Source organism: Olivibacter jilunii (assembly GCF_900607235.1).
GTDB lineage: Bacteria > Bacteroidota > Bacteroidia > Sphingobacteriales > Sphingobacteriaceae > Olivibacter > Olivibacter oleidegradans.
The window spans coordinates 163,807-178,643 of record NZ_LR027858.1; the positions used below are offsets into that span (position 1 = coordinate 163,807).

General features: G+C 39.6%; 11 protein-coding genes and 1 tRNA gene. 6 read left to right on the forward strand and 6 right to left on the reverse strand.

Annotated elements, in window-relative coordinates:
- The first annotated feature begins 91 nt into the window (after window positions 1–91).
- On the forward strand, window positions 92–1,450 hold the full coding sequence (locus tag E0E36_RS25050) for a Gfo/Idh/MocA family protein (RefSeq protein ID WP_013663873.1): 1,359 nt from the start codon (window positions 92–94) through the stop codon (window positions 1,448–1,450).
- Window positions 1,451–1,556: 106 nt separating this feature from the next.
- Here the strand turns inward: E0E36_RS25050 and E0E36_RS25055 are convergent.
- Window positions 1,557–1,630, reverse strand: a tRNA-Met gene (locus E0E36_RS25055).
- A gap of 106 nt (window positions 1,631–1,736) precedes the next feature.
- On the opposite strand from E0E36_RS25055, the gene E0E36_RS25060 reads away from it, so the two are divergent.
- From E0E36_RS25060 to E0E36_RS25070, 3 genes are all read left to right on the forward strand, one after another.
- On the forward strand, window positions 1,737–2,114 hold the full coding sequence (locus E0E36_RS25060) for an START-like domain-containing protein (RefSeq protein WP_013663874.1): 378 nt from the start codon (window positions 1,737–1,739) through the stop codon (window positions 2,112–2,114).
- Between the two features lie 150 nt (window positions 2,115–2,264).
- Complete coding sequence (locus tag E0E36_RS25065; RefSeq protein WP_041387880.1) at window positions 2,265–3,740, forward strand: LptF/LptG family permease; 1,476 nt, start codon at window positions 2,265–2,267, stop codon at window positions 3,738–3,740.
- A 75-nt stretch (window positions 3,741–3,815) separates the two neighbouring features.
- Window positions 3,816–5,030, forward strand: a complete 1,215-nt coding sequence (locus E0E36_RS25070; RefSeq protein ID WP_013663876.1) for a bifunctional 3,4-dihydroxy-2-butanone-4-phosphate synthase/GTP cyclohydrolase II — start codon at window positions 3,816–3,818, stop codon at window positions 5,028–5,030.
- Window positions 5,031–5,083: 53 nt separating this feature from the next.
- Here E0E36_RS25070 and E0E36_RS25075 read toward each other — a convergent pair whose 3' ends face one another.
- Window positions 5,084–9,493 carry a translocation/assembly module TamB domain-containing protein gene (locus E0E36_RS25075; RefSeq protein WP_446686260.1) on the reverse strand — a complete coding sequence of 1,470 codons (4,410 nt, stop codon included), beginning with the start codon at window positions 9,491–9,493 and terminating at the stop codon, window positions 5,084–5,086.
- Window positions 9,494–9,527: 34 nt separating this feature from the next.
- Between E0E36_RS25075 and tsaD the strand changes: the two genes are divergently transcribed.
- A complete protein-coding gene (tsaD, locus tag E0E36_RS25080; protein ID WP_130858235.1) occupies window positions 9,528–10,532 on the forward strand; it encodes a tRNA (adenosine(37)-N6)-threonylcarbamoyltransferase complex transferase subunit TsaD in 1,005 nt (334 codons plus the stop codon).
- 25 nt (window positions 10,533–10,557) lie between these two features.
- On the forward strand, window positions 10,558–10,761 hold the full coding sequence (locus tag E0E36_RS25085) for an archaellin/type IV pilin N-terminal domain-containing protein (protein WP_130858236.1): 204 nt from the start codon (window positions 10,558–10,560) through the stop codon (window positions 10,759–10,761).
- An 85-nt stretch (window positions 10,762–10,846) separates the two neighbouring features.
- Here the strand turns inward: E0E36_RS25085 and recA are convergent, their stop codons facing one another.
- The 4 genes from recA to E0E36_RS25105 form a co-directional block, all read right to left on the reverse strand.
- Entirely contained in the window at window positions 10,847–11,863 is a 1,017-nt protein-coding gene (gene recA / locus E0E36_RS25090; protein WP_130858237.1) for a recombinase RecA, read from the reverse strand.
- Window positions 11,864–11,934: 71 nt separating this feature from the next.
- Window positions 11,935–12,600, reverse strand: a complete 666-nt coding sequence (gene nth / locus E0E36_RS25095; RefSeq protein WP_013663881.1) for an endonuclease III — start codon at window positions 12,598–12,600, stop codon at window positions 11,935–11,937.
- 140 nt (window positions 12,601–12,740) lie between these two features.
- Window positions 12,741–12,941: a hypothetical protein gene (locus E0E36_RS25100; protein WP_013663882.1), complete on the reverse strand. Its 201-nt coding sequence runs from the start codon at window positions 12,939–12,941 to the stop codon at window positions 12,741–12,743.
- A 76-nt stretch (window positions 12,942–13,017) separates the two neighbouring features.
- Window positions 13,018–14,637 carry a S8 family peptidase gene (locus tag E0E36_RS25105; protein ID WP_130858238.1) on the reverse strand — a complete coding sequence of 540 codons (1,620 nt, stop codon included), beginning with the start codon at window positions 14,635–14,637 and terminating at the stop codon, window positions 13,018–13,020.
- Between the last annotated feature and the right edge of the window lie 200 nt (window positions 14,638–14,837).

The following is a 14,837-nucleotide window of genomic DNA, read 5'->3' on the forward strand; positions in this document are numbered from 1 at the left end:
GATACACACATTTTACCAATTCTTTGATGAGAACTAGTTAAAAAACATTAACTTCACTCCTTTCCTCATTAGAAACAATAAACCGAAGATTATGGCTAATTCGAATCTGAATCGTAGAGAATTCATTCAAGGCGCTGGCGCTGTTTTAACATTGTCTGCATTACAAGCTAAAGGGCTAACTTTTGCGGGTACTGCCAATAAGATGCAGGTTGGTTTAATTGGAGCAGGTTGGTATGGAAAAAGTGATCTCTTCAGACTCATTCAAGTAAGCGACATTAACGTTGTTGCAATATGCGATGTGGACAGCAATCATTTAAAAGAAGCCGGTAAATTGATCAGTTTAAGGCAGACTTCTAAGAAGGTTCCCGCATTGTACCGCGATTATAGGAAGATGTTAGCAGATCATAAATTGGATTTAGTTCTTATTGGTTCACCTGATCACTGGCATGCCCGACAAGCTATTGATGCGATGATGTCAGGCGCGCATCTCTATTTACAAAAGCCTGTTAGCGTTGATGTACTTGAAGGGGAGGCAATACTGAGTGCCGCAAGAAAATATAACAGAAAAGTACAAATAGGCACACAGCGAAGAAGCACTCCTCATTTGATTGATGCGAAAGAGAATGTAATCAATAAGGGCTTGCTTGGCAAGATATCTCACGTAGAGATGTGTTGCTATTATCATATGCGAAAGAACGGGAATCCACCGTTAGAGCCCGTTCCCGATTTCCTCGATTACGAAATGTGGACGGGCCCGGCTCCTTTACGTCCATATGACGGTTTGCCGCATGGAAGCTGGTGGAGAACCTTTATGGAGTATGGAAATGGAATTACAGGAGATATGTGCGTTCATATGTTTGATACGGTTCGTTGGCTATTACAACTTAGGTGGCCGAAACGCATCAGTGCAACAGGGGGAATTTACGTTCAAAAAGAGGGAAAGTCAAACATCGCAGATACGCAAACGGCTATTTTTGAATACGATGAATTGAACTGTATATGGCAACATCGCACCTGGGGAAATCCAGCTGATCCCGAATATCCTTGGGCATTTGTTATTTATGGTGACAAAGGCACCCTCAAGGGAAGCGTTATGAAGTATGAGTTTATTCCAACCGGTACGGGCGATCGCATTGTAAAAGACGTGGTTTACGAAAAGGAAGAGTTTCCGGCAGACTTAAATGAGCCTCGCATTGAATTGCACACAGCGCCAGCTACCAGGCGGCACATGCTGAATCTCCTATCGGCTATTGAAAACGACCATCTGCCGGTTGCAGATATTGAAGAAGGGCACATATCAACCGCCAGTTGCATATTAGCTAATCTTTCCATGCATTTGAATCGGCCATTGACATACGATCCACAAAAGAGGATATGTGTTAACGATCCGGAAGCGACAAAATTGCTGAGAAGACCGTACCGAAGCCCCTGGCAACACCCTTACATTTAAACGATCCTGCAAATTGTATTTACCAAATAAAGGGCAACCATCTATCGGTATGCAGGCGTAAATGACATAAAAAAAGGAAACGACCACATTACGGTGTTTCCTTCAGTAGCGGGGAGCAGGATCGAACTGCCGACCTCAGGGTTATGAATCCTGCGCTCTAACCATCTGAGCTACCCCGCCATTTTTACCCTTTCTCGTTTGGGTTTGCAAATATAGTTTATTTTCCTTTTCTTTAGAAAAAAAGTTAAAAAAGTATTTTGGAACACAATTATTATCCTAAACCATTATGGCAGAAAAAAGGAAAATGCAGTTAGAGTATGAAATAAAGTCTTCTCCTAAAATATTATACTCATTTATAAGTGAGCCAAATGGATTAGCGCAATGGTTTGCCGACGACGTTATATATCGAGATAACAAATATCATTTTGTATGGGATGACGAAACGCACCCGGCCAAGCTGTTGGCAGCTCGCGAAAACAAAAGCGTAAAATTCGCTTGGTTGGATGACTCCCCCTATTACCTTGAATTAGAGATTTTACAGGATGAATTAACAAACGATGTGGCGCTCGCCATTACCGACTTCGCTGCCGAGGAGAATGAAGCTGAAAGAAAACTAATCTGGAACAATCAGATTAAATATCTTTTAAGTGTGCTTGGCGCATAAATTTCGTACCTTTGTGAAAGGTTTCGCTTCAATCTAACGAGAGCGAGAATAGATGGAGAAAGATTATTGGCTTTTAACTCATTCAACAAACGCTTTAATTGAAAGGAATGTTGTTTGGAGATGGTAAAGCCGGAAAAACTATTTTGTTCAATGAAAAAAGTTCATGTACTGGTATTAAAGGCTTTTTTTAAACCTTTTATAGTTACATTTTTCATTGTAATGTTTGTGTTGTTAATGTTATTTCTATTTAAGTACATTGACGACCTGATTGGTAAAGGCTTTGAGTGGTATGTAATATTAGAGCTTTTATGGTATGCTTCAGCCGCTCAAATTTCAATGGCCATGCCCTTGGCTATGCTTTTATCCTCCATTATGACCTTTGGAAATCTCGGTGAAAGCTACGAATTAGTGGCCATAAAGGCGGCAGGTATCTCCTTACGTAAAGCAATGATGCCCCTCATTATTCTGGTCAGTCTTATCAGCATCGGATCCTTCTTCTTTAGTGATTATATCCTCCCTGTAACGAACCTGAAAATGGGTTCGCTTTTGTATGACGTAAGAAATAAAAAAGCTGACTTTCTAATTAAGGATGGAATTTTTAACAACAGCATACCGGGCTATTCCATACGTGCAAAAAATAAAAGCAAGGACGGTACCGTATTATATAATTTAATTATATACCAGCACGGTAATATTTCCCGAGGAACGAACGTATTGTTAGCGAAGGAAGGTGTCATGTACAATTCCCGCGATAATAACTATATGATTCTGAAATTAAAAGATGGCGTTCGGTATGAAGAAACAACTGCAGGTGATCGCTCTTATAATCCAAGACAACAGTTTACCCGCTACTATTTTGATCAAACAGAACAAAAGTTTGATATGTCCACCTTTCAGATGAAAAGGACCGATGAAGATCTCTTCAAAAGCCACTCGATGATGCTTAATCTAAAGCAGCTTCGTTATTATACCGATTCAACGACGAAGATCCTCGACAGCATACGAGGCAAGATTTTCAATGAGATCAAGTCGAATTATAAAATATTCAATAGTTATCAAGCAGCTCAAAACAAACCGGTTGAGGCCGCTGGAGCTTTAAAAAATTATAACAAATCGTTTGAAGAGATAATTCCTGTTGATAAACGTGTTGTAGCGGTTAATAATTCCCTCAATGATATTCGGTATATCAAAGAGGTACTGGATATGAAGGCAAAGTCTGACAAGGATTTTGACCTTTCCATCGTTCGATACATCCTGGAATATCATAAAAAATTTACCTTAGCGGTTTCTTGTCTACTTTTGTTTTCGATCGGCGCCCCACTTGGAGCAATTATCAGAAAAGGCGGATTAGGCCTCCCTGTAGTAATGGCTATAATATTTTTTCTTATCTATCACATTATTTCAACCGTTGCAGAAAAATCAGCCAAAGAAGGAAATATCGATCCGGTTTTAGGAACTTGGACCGCAATTATTGCTTTAACACCGCTTGGCATATTTTTAACCTACAAAGCGGCAACCGACTCATCTATTTTTGACATAGAAAGCTATAAATTAGCGATCAACAGATTTTTCGGAAAAATGGGCGAGCTATTCAAAAAAAGATTTGGCCGAAAACAGCATTCTTAAAAGACATGACGCTATAATTATAGAGGTGTACATGAACACACTTATCTTTGCATTACGTAACATTACAATACACGAATGGATTTTCATCTAAACACAATCGAAGAAGCGATTGAAGATATTAAAGCCGGTAAGGTCATCATTGTTGTAGACGACGAAGACCGCGAGAATGAAGGCGATTTTATAGCCGCGGCAAGTAAAGCAACACCCGAAGTTATCAACTTTATGATTACACACGGAAGAGGCTTGGTCTGCGTCCCCTTAACTGAGCAGCGGTGTCAAGAGCTTGAATTAAAACCAATGGTAGGGCAAAACACGGCGGTATACGAAACTAATTTTACCGTATCAGTCGACCTTCAGGGATATGGATGTACAACAGGAATTTCAGCGTCTGATCGTTCGAAAACAATTCAAGCTTTAATCAATCCTGACATTAAACCGGAAGAATTAGGGCGTCCTGGACACATCTTTCCATTGATAGCAAAAGACGGTGGCGTTTTGCGAAGAACAGGCCACACGGAAGCAGCTGTTGATCTGGCCCGATTGGCTGGCCTTGAGCCTGCCGGTGTCTTGGTTGAAATCCTAAAAGAAGATGGCGAGATGGCTAGACTTCCGGATCTGATAGAAGTTGCCAAAAAATTTGATTTAAAGATCATTTCCATAGAAGATTTGATCGAGTATCGCTTAACAAAAGACTCTTTAATTAACAAAGAGGTATCTGTTAAGCTTCCCACTGAGTGGGGGGATTTTAACTTAGTAGCCTACAAACAAAAAAATACAGGTGAACAACATTTAGCCCTTGTTAAAGGTTCTTGGGAACCTGACGAACCCATTCTTGTTAGAGTACATAGCTCTTGTCTAACAGGTGATATTTTCGGATCGTGTCGTTGTGATTGCGGGCCCCAGTTACATAAAGCCATGGAAATGATTGAGCAAGAAGGCAAAGGGGTTATTGTATATATGAACCAAGAGGGACGCGGCATCGGCTTGATCAATAAGCTGCATGCTTACAATCTCCAAGAAAATGGACTAGACACAGTCGATGCAAATATTAAACTTGGTTTCAGCCCAGACTTAAGGGATTATGGCATCGGAGCACAAATCCTTCGCAACTTAGGGGTCACTAAAATGCGCCTTATGTCAAACAATCCCACAAAACGGGCTGGTTTGGTTGGTTACGGCCTCGAGGTTGTTGAAAATGTTGCATTAGAAATACAATCTAATAAGCATAACGAGCTTTATCTCCGTACTAAAAGAGATAAAATGGGCCATACGATTATGAAAAACACCTAATAGAGCGAATTATCGCCAAAGTAAACTGGAATAAATGAGCTGAATCTTTTGTTCTAGTTTACTTTTGAACCTTTGACCGAAGTACTTTCCTCTTTTTCCTGAATTGGTTTCGGATTTTCTTCTTCCTCTTCTTTCTTCTTACGGGTTAGCATGAACATCCGTTTAAAGAACTCACCGAAGGTATCGAAATCCTGCCTATATACCAATCCAAAAGCACTTACATATTCATCTGTTGGATTCAAAAAATTTCGATTGTTCAGTCGATTTGAAGCTCTGAACAATAAATTACCATTTTTTCGGATCAGGTATAATGCTTCAACATCACTAGCAACTTGATTTCCAAATACGTTTAGGTCGTTTAGCTGGCTACGGCGATCGGTTATCCCTCCAGTCAATATAAGTCTATTGTTCAATAATCGAATGGAAGCACTGGCTTCATTCAGCGAACGAATGTTAAAATCGACGAAATTTAAATTCAACGATTGTGAAATAATGTTATTCAACTGATTGAATGCCAGTTCAGTACCCGCACTCAGGAATGTACTATTCAACTCTGTAGTCAAATCCGTTCCTGTTCCGGGAGCAAAGCTTCTTCTAACAATCAAGCTCAAGGCTTGTTGATTTACGTTGTTCGCATCGCTAAGGTAGCTCTGCAGTTCATCTTTTACATACGAATCAACCGGAAAATCAATAGCAAAGCTTATGTCAGGACGAAGAAGGTTCCCTGCTAAAATCATTTCGGCCTGCGCTACAACCCGTTGATCTGTCCCTTGCCTTCCCGCTGCCGTATAGAGCGGTCTGACACTTGTCCTTACTTCATACATGGCGGTTAAATTGATAAGCGCTTCTGCGGGATTCCCGGTCCAACGAATAGTTCCACCGCGATTGATCTCAAAGATCTTATTAATAAAATCCTGTGCAGTGAAAGTAAACTTCCCTTGCAGAATCACATACTCGCCAAACATCTCGAAATCGCCCAAACTGGTTATATTCATGGTTATATTACCGTTTCCTACACCCGACAATTTGCCAAGGTCTGTAATGATGGTTGCTTGTGCATTCCTACTGATATCCAGATCAATGTGTAGCGTTAAACCATCAAAATATGAGCCCCTGGTTTCGCTGAAGGTAGAATCTTTGGACACAAAAGTGATAAAATCATTCTCGCTCACCGTTCCGGACGCGTTTAGGGGTATATTAAAGCTGGTCCCCTCTTCTGTCGCTGCTTTAATGTCAATATCCATATTGCTGGTCGGTCCCTTAAACACAAAATCGCCGGTACCTATGCCGATGCCATAATAAAGCGGATTGTCTTTTGCCGTTGTATTCAACACCATGAATTTTTTGGCATTAATCTGAACATCAATAACCGGATCTAATGGGTTACTCATATCCACTGAGCCATTTGCTACGGCCTTATTGTTATTTTTATCGAGGATATCCAAATCTTTCAGCTCAATGGAACTATTGTTTACACCAACTCGATCATTGATGGTATAGCGCGTTTTAAGATAGTTTACGGTGAAGCTAGCATTTCTAAATTCACAATCTCCACTTATAATTGGGCTCCAAGGGGTTCCCTTGATGCTAATGGCTGCAGACACTGTCCCTGTTAAATCAGAGACTAGCTTCTTCAGAAATGGTTCAAAAAGCACGATTTCACTATCCTCCAAATTGGCTATTAAATCCAAGCTGTTTTCAGATGCCTTTGCATCGTATGATCCCGTTATCCGTAAGGTTTTAGTTCCTTGCCGATTCACCTCCATATTCATTCCGACTAAATCACTCGCCGGGTCCATTTTTGCGGTAAGGGTCATATCACCAATTTCCCTTCCATTATAATAAATATCCGAAGAATTGATGTCGGCTGAAATATAGGGATTCTTCAATAAGGAGAAGAGTTGGAAATTCCCATTTAATTTACCCTCCAATTCGATTCCAAGTGGATTCATTATTCCTGCAAGCGTCACCAAATTAAATTTATCAAAGGACACGTTTAACACATCTTCTTCATCTTTAGAAATCAACCCGTCAATTTTAACATGCTGTTCGCCATTTGCGAGTTCAAAGTCATTAACATGTATATTACCGCCGTGAAAGTCAAAATTCACCTTTTCTTCAAGTTTCCAATCTTCACGGTTTATGATCACATTTGAAGGCAACAAGCTTAGAATTGCTGCCTCCTTTTCATTAAATTCAACTAACCCGTTCAAATCCAATTGATTTTTCGCATCCACATCCGATAATTTCATATTAAAACGCAAACTATCATCACTCAGGATATTAGCTATGTTGATATTTTTTACATAAAGGCTATCGGTTATGTTTAATTGATCGGCTGTGACTGTCAAGTTAAGTGATTCGTCCATGGCTACTCCATCAACAATAATATCTGTGACTTTGATTTTTCCAACCTCTACCATCGGAATATAGGCGTTTAAATTGGCCGTGCTATCCACTGTAGAGAATTTTCCATTCACAAACATGGTGTCTGGAATCGTAATAAAAGGTGCGAAAAGCAACAACAGCGGTTCAGATCGTTTTAACTTAAGAGCAAAGTCAAACACTTGTTTACTGGATTTTTGCTCAATTTCCCACGATGGCAAATATCGTTTGGCAACCGATTTAAAGTAGGATGGAAAAGAAGCTAGATCAATCTCTCCATTCATCGTCGCATCAAGCATATCGGATTGCACGGCGATCTTTCGATTCGACCGTTCTCCTTCCGCTAAAAACACAATAGAATCAATGGAGATCGAGGAAGATGGCTTCCGCAAAACAATATGATGCAAACGCGCATTACCTACTATGTTATTAATAGTATTCCCCTGGAATTTGCCTGTCACCTGGCCTTCCAGCTGGAGGGAGTCCTTAATTAGCCCCATCTCCAGGAGATTAGCTTTTTCTACGATAGTCGAAAAATCATAGGAAGTTTCCGAGCTACGAAAGTCGACAGCAGCTTCTCCCTGCAGTTTTAAATTCCGATCGTTCACATCGACTTGAGCATGTAAGACCCGAGCATCGACAGTTCCATCTAACCGAATGTTTCTGTAGTTTTTACCCTTGTAAATAACCGAAGCGATCTGGCTCTTTATGTTAGCATTCAATTCATTCAAAGAAAAGCCGGTACCCTGTATGTCCGCCTGCAAAGAAACCGACCCGACTTGTCGGTTGTCAAGCAGGCCGCTAATATTAAAACGCTCGGCCTTTAGGCTTCCTTCATATGAATTTTCATCCTTCAAGTTAATGGCTACTCTGGCATCGACCTGTCCCAGTACTGTCTTTAAACTCCCGTCGAGCTGAAAATCATTATAAAATCCCCTCGCTTTACCCGTATAGTTAACATGACCCAGGGATGTTAATATTGCAGGTAATTTAAAATCCTTTTGACCGCTAAAGCCGGCAATAGAGGGTTCCAAATCCGTTTTAATTGTGGCAAACTGCTCCAGATCCAGATCAAATATTGTTTTCTCAATATCAGGGAGCCCCGCAACGCTTATATTGCCTCGCAAGTAGGTTGCTTTTCCCGTTTTCAGCAATAAGCGCTCACCTTTGAAGTGTCTCACCGTACCTTTTAGTTTTCCACTTAAACCAACATTAAAGGCAACTTGATTCATACCGGGTGCAAAGAACGCAATATCTCTAGAATCTACTCGAGTATCCTCTGTTTCGGCATAAATTTCTACCTTCTCGATAAAGTTGGCAAAATCTGCCAAAGTAGCATATTTAAACCGGAGTTGTTTTCCCAATTTGCTTCTATTTGTTTGCACGGAAAGGTTTTCGAAATTCATAGACGTGCTATCCATTTTAAAAGAAGCATCAAGTCGTTTAAGTTCAAAACCACTTTTTTCTTTAAACTTCAATCCTTTTATATCGGCTTTTAACAAAAAGTTTTTGAAATCGATCGTTGAAAAATCTCCATGTAACCCTAAAATGTCTATATCATTAAAGTTAACACCCGCCGTATGACGCTTCACTAATTCATTCTTGTACCTGAAATGAATGTTATTAAGTTTTAGACTGTTCAGGTTTACTATAAAAGAGCTTTTTCTTTTTGGCTGCTTAGGTGCACTGAAGTAGTCTAAAATAAAAGTGAGGTTATTAACCGAATCGGCCTTTTTTTTCAAATAAAAGCGGCTATTCGACAGTGTTAAATCTTTTATTGTAATCTCCTTTGATCGTATACTCTCCAAATCTATACCGGCCCTAAGCTCTTGTGCAAACAGCAAAGTGTCGTGTGACAAATCTTCTATATAAAGGTTTCGAAGGGATAGAGAAGAAAAGGGTTTTAGGTATACTTCTTCAATCTCGATCTTTGTATGAAGTTCATTGGACAAATAAGAAGCGACTTGCCGTGCAACATAAGTTTGAACTGACCTAAATTGCAAGGCAAACAATATACCTACCAGCAATGCAAATATACCGGTGCAAATATAAAGTACTATTTTTGCTACTTTTTTAATAAATTTGCATTTAAAACATTAAACAATCTGTGCTTTGGCAACCATTCTCGGCATCGAATCCTCCTGTGATGAAACTTCGGCCTCTATTTGTATAGACGGAGAAATACGATCAAATATTATTTCGAATCAAACCGTACATGAAAAATTCGGTGGTGTTATTCCGGAATTAGCCTCGAGGGCTCATCAACAAAATATCATACCAACCGTTAGCGAAGCTATACGTGTGGCAAAAATACATAAAAATGAGATAGATGCCATAGCTTTTACAAGAGGTCCTGGCCTGCTTGGATCATTACTTGTGGGGACGTCCTTCGCAAAGGCCTTTGCGCTTGCTCGGAATATTCCGCTTATCGAAGTTAACCATATGCAAGGGCATATACTGGCGCACTTTATTGAAGATCCCAAACCGAAGTTTCCGTTTTTGTGTTTAACGGTGTCAGGAGGTCATACGCAAATTGTTCTTGTCAAAAATTATTTTGATATGGAATTGGTTGGTCAAACAATTGACGATGCAGCAGGAGAAGCTTTTGACAAAACTGCCAAGATTTTAAATCTTCCCTATCCGGGGGGACCGCTAATAGATAAGCTTGCAAAGGAAGGCAATCCGCGTTTCAAATTTCCTGAACCTCAAATTAAGGACTTTGACTTTAGCTTCAGTGGTTTAAAAACAGCCATCTTATATTTCGTTCAGCAAAACACAAAAGAGAACCCAAATTTTTTACAAGAAAACATAAATGATATTTGCGCTTCTGTGCAAGATCGCATCATCAGCATCTTATTAAAGAAACTAAAATTAGCCGCTAATCAGCTTGAGATCGTTGATGTAGCTATCGCCGGCGGTGTATCAGCTAACTCGGGACTCAGAAGCGCATTAGTATCGCTTGCTGAGCAAGAACATTGGAATGTATATATTCCGAAATTTGAATATTGCACAGATAATGCAGCTATGATTGCAATCGCCGGATATTATAAATACCTTAATAACGATTTTGTTTCACAAGAAATTGCCCCACTTGCTCGCTGGAGTGTAAGTAATTAGGCCATTTCTCATTTTACTGTTCACAATGGGAGCACCAAGTTTATTTTTTTTCGGCATTTTCGCCATTCCTCTTATCGTTTTTCTAATATGGCTGATGCGAAAGGATAAAAGGAAAGGCATTTTTGGTATTATTGTTTTGATCATACTCGTTGTTTTCGCTATTGCAGCCTCGTTAAAAGCGAGTAAGAGTGAGTTGGATAGGCAAAAATATGAAGAAATAGATCGCTAAAAGTTCAAGCCGCCATTTTATAAGAGCACAAAAAAGGTGATGAGGAAAGTCTCCACATCACCTTTAATATTCTATAGATTAAACATTAATTAGCATTGTGCTCTTCCAGTTTTTCCGGAGACACCATGTCTTTAATTTTAGCTTCAAGTTCCTCCATCAAGTCGGGGTTATCTAATAGCAGGTTCTTTACAGCGTCGCGCCCTTGTCCTAGTTTGGTATCACCATAACTAAACCAAGATCCTGATTTCTTGATCACATTAAAGTCTACACCTAAGTCGATAATTTCACCAACCTTGGAGATACCTTCTCCAAACATAATATCAAACTCTGCCACCCTGAAAGGAGGTGCCACTTTATTTTTAACAATTTTAACTTTCACTCTATTTCCCGACACTTCATCAGCATCTTTAATCTGAGAGGTTCTACGAATATCTAGGCGCACGGATGCATAAAATTTTAATGCATTACCTCCGGTTGTCGTTTCCGGATTTCCGAACATAACACCGATTTTCTCACGCAATTGGTTAATAAATATACAGCAACAATTCGTTTTAGAAATAGTTCCTGTTAATTTTCGAAGCGCTTGAGACATAAGTCGAGCTTGTAATCCCATCTTGGAATCGCCCATTTCGCCTTCAATCTCACCCTTTGGAACTAAAGCAGCTACCGAGTCGATAACAATTACATCAATTGCTCCTGAACGAATAAGGTTATCAGCGATTTCCAATGCCTGCTCGCCATTGTCCGGCTGCGATATCAACAAATTTTCAATATCCACACCCAGCTTCCGTGCATAATATTTATCAAATGCGTGCTCAGCGTCAATAATAGCGGCAATTCCTCCTTTTTTTTGCGCCTCAGCTATGATATGCGTCGCTAAAGTTGTTTTACCCGAAGATTCCGGCCCATAAATTTCAATGACCCTGCCTTTAGGTACACCACCAATTCCTAAAGCTATATCCAAACCTAAGGAACCTGTTGAAATTGAGTCAATCGGTTCCACTGCGGAATCACCCAATTTCATGATCGTTCCTTTACCGTATGATTTTTCTAATTTATCCAGCGTTAGCTGTAAAGCTTTTAGTTTATCTTGATTACTCATCTCCAAAATTTTAATCAAATATAGATATATTATTTCTAAAATACTAAATATGTTAGCATATCTTGCAACTTTTATTCACTTATTGCCTTCAAGCCCTTCAGATATACTTTTTCGTAATATTTGCAGAGGTAGGTAATGGGACATTCGTCGCATTTAGGTCTTCTTGCTACGCAAATATAACGCCCATGTAATATCAACCAATGATGTGCAACAGCAAGTGTGTTTTTGGGCAAATAATGAACCAACTGCTTTTCCACAGCCAAGGGAGTTTTAGCGTTATTCGTTAGGCCAATGCGATTGGATACCCTGAAAACATGTGTATCCACGGCAATTGCAGGAGCATCATATACTACCGAAGCAATGACGTTAGCTGTTTTTCTTCCCACGCCCGGTAATTTTTGTAAATCGTTAATATCCGATGGAATAGTGCCTTCAAATTTCTCGAGAAGCATCTTTGCCATTCCAACGAGGTGCTTTGCCTTGTTGTTTGGGTAACTTACACTTCGAATATAAGTGAATACTTCTTCTACAGAAGCAGCAGCCAATGTTTCGGCATCAGGAAAGCGTTCAAATAATTTGGGTGTAATCTGATTAATCCGTTTATCCGTACATTGAGCGGATAGAATAACCGCGACCAACAATTCAAAGGCATTGCTATAGTGAAGTTCAGTTTGCGCGTCAGGATTGTGTGACGAAAAATAGGCAACGAATTCTCGAAAACGATCTTTTTTAAGCATAAGCAAACCTATAACAAAATCCTCATTTAACCAATTCCCAAAATGGTTTTTGATCAAATCCGAATATAGAGCTATCCATTGATTCGAATTTTGTCACTCGAATCAAATTTAACTATAGCAAGAGATACTCCCTATAATTATTAACTACGGGAAGTCTTGTGCTGCTTTGAAAAGGTCAAAATAGTGTCAATGCTCCGTTGGGACGGCTCTATTAAGAGGTTATCCAACGGCTGCTGAAGCATAGCGTAGAAAAGCCTATCCTCTGCATTTGATACTTCATCGTATGAAGAGGTATCGCTAGCGAGGTTTTCTAGAATTTTGGATGTAAAAGTTTCTACCATAGATTATATTTTAAAGTCTGAAGATATAATTTAATAACGTCGATTTTGTACACATATTGTGTAGCTTTTCATACAGTTAGTGTTTTTCTGCAAAGTCGTTGGCAAGCTTCAACGCATTGTATGCGTTTACGATACCACCTGTTACACTAATATCGGAAAGCCATACCTTTTTCTTAGTTTTATCCTGTGTAATTTTCACACGATATGTAGGCTTTACAACAGAATCAAATATAATTTTCTTAACCTCAGAAGCTGTCAAATCAGGGTAATAAGATCGTATAAGAGCAGCTAAGCCACTTACAACAGGAGCTGCCATACTCGTTCCCTGTTCCTCCTTGTATTTTGACCCTGGCACCGTTGAATAAATATCTACACCGGGAGCGAAAACATCGACGGTACGCTTACCATAATTTGAAAAGTCTGCCACCAGCGTTTCATCATATTTCCAGCCTGTAGCACCCACCTCAATCCAATTCTCCGCAACTCCTTTATTTATTCCTAAACTATCCACATAATTTTTATTGGGATAGTTTGGTTCTGAATCATTGTCCTGCCCTTCATTCCCTGCAGCATGGATAATAAGGACGTCATGTTTCATGGCATATCCTACAGCACTATCAACTATCTGTTTATCTTTCACATATGCCTTACCAAAACTCATGTTAATTATTTTTGCTCCATTGTCGACAGCGTAGAAAATAGCATTGGCCACATCCTTATCCCGTTCATCGCCATTAGGCACCACACGTAATACCATAATAACAGCTTGATCAGCCACTCCTTTAATTCCCTTTTGGTTGCTTCGATCAGCGGCAATAATGCCGGCAACATGGGTTCCATGTAAAGCATCAGGGCCCTTGACATCGTTATTTCCGTAATAGCGTTCCTTACTATCATTATAATTATCTCCCACAATATGCCGAGAATTATAATCCATGTTCAGATGATAATTAACCTCAGCCTCATAATGCTTCACTCCTTCGACCAGATCATCATAAAATTTCTCATAGCTGCCCTCTTCATGGATGCCCTTTTCGATCATAGATAACGTCTTCCGTGCCATTTTATTTTTAGGCTCATAGCGTTTAAAGTCGGCAATTGTTGGATTATCTTTTCCTATATCGCTCACAATAGAATCAACCTGTTGTTTAAACGCCTTTATAACTCGCTCGGTTATCTGAGCAATCTGCAATTTACTCATATAGTCGGTCGTCATCTTTTGATATGCTAAAAACTTGCGGCGCTCTTCCTCGCTCAAGAGGGTTGTTGGTAGTACAGAAACATATTTTGGATGTAGGTCCCTAACTAGTCTTACAACTTCAAGGTTATCATAGTGAACGTTTTCTCCCTCGCTATTACCTATAAAATTCCAGCCATGAAGATCGTCTATATAGCCATTAGAATCATTATCTATGCTATCGCCTTCTACCTCTCCTTTATTCAGCCAGATTTTCTCTTTTAAGTCTTCATGTTCGATATCCACTCCACCATCAATTACCGCCACTTTTACAGGTCTCGCTTCCTTTCCTTTTAAAAGTTCGTTATAAGCTCTCTCTGTACTTATCCCAGGCACACCGTCCATTTGCAAATCGAGATTATGCCAATTATCTTTCGCCTTTTTTGTTTGCGCATATGTATTGAATGAAAAGAGGGTAATGAAAACTAATAAGAAAAATGGCGTTCTAGCGATACTCATGAATGAAAACTTATGTATTCAATAAAAATAGTATAATTTATTTAGACCCATAGTTATTGAAATAAAAATCTTATTACAAAGGAAAAAAGAAGGAAGGAATTGGTTTCTGAAGGAATGGAAAGCGGCCTATATTTCGGGTTTGCGGACCGATGGACATCAAAACAGGAAAGGCCGCCGTGCAATGCACGGCGGCCTTCTGT

Coding starts and splice junctions, on each gene's coding strand:
- nth (WP_013663881.1), bottom strand. CDS start 12,600: ATGCTTAAAAAAGATCGTTTTCGAGAATTCGTTGCCTATTTTTCGTCA.
- E0E36_RS25065 (WP_041387880.1), top strand. CDS start 2,265: ATGAAAAAAGTTCATGTACTGGTATTAAAGGCTTTTTTTAAACCTTTT.
- E0E36_RS25105 (WP_130858238.1), bottom strand. CDS start 14,637: ATGAGTATCGCTAGAACGCCATTTTTCTTATTAGTTTTCATTACCCTC.
- recA (WP_130858237.1), bottom strand. CDS start 11,863: ATGAGTAATCAAGATAAACTAAAAGCTTTACAGCTAACGCTGGATAAA.
- E0E36_RS25050 (WP_013663873.1), top strand. CDS start 92: ATGGCTAATTCGAATCTGAATCGTAGAGAATTCATTCAAGGCGCTGGC.
- E0E36_RS25085 (WP_130858236.1), top strand. CDS start 10,558: ATGGGAGCACCAAGTTTATTTTTTTTCGGCATTTTCGCCATTCCTCTT.
- E0E36_RS25070 (WP_013663876.1), top strand. CDS start 3,816: ATGGATTTTCATCTAAACACAATCGAAGAAGCGATTGAAGATATTAAA.
- E0E36_RS25100 (WP_013663882.1), bottom strand. CDS start 12,941: ATGGTAGAAACTTTTACATCCAAAATTCTAGAAAACCTCGCTAGCGAT.
- E0E36_RS25060 (WP_013663874.1), top strand. CDS start 1,737: ATGGCAGAAAAAAGGAAAATGCAGTTAGAGTATGAAATAAAGTCTTCT.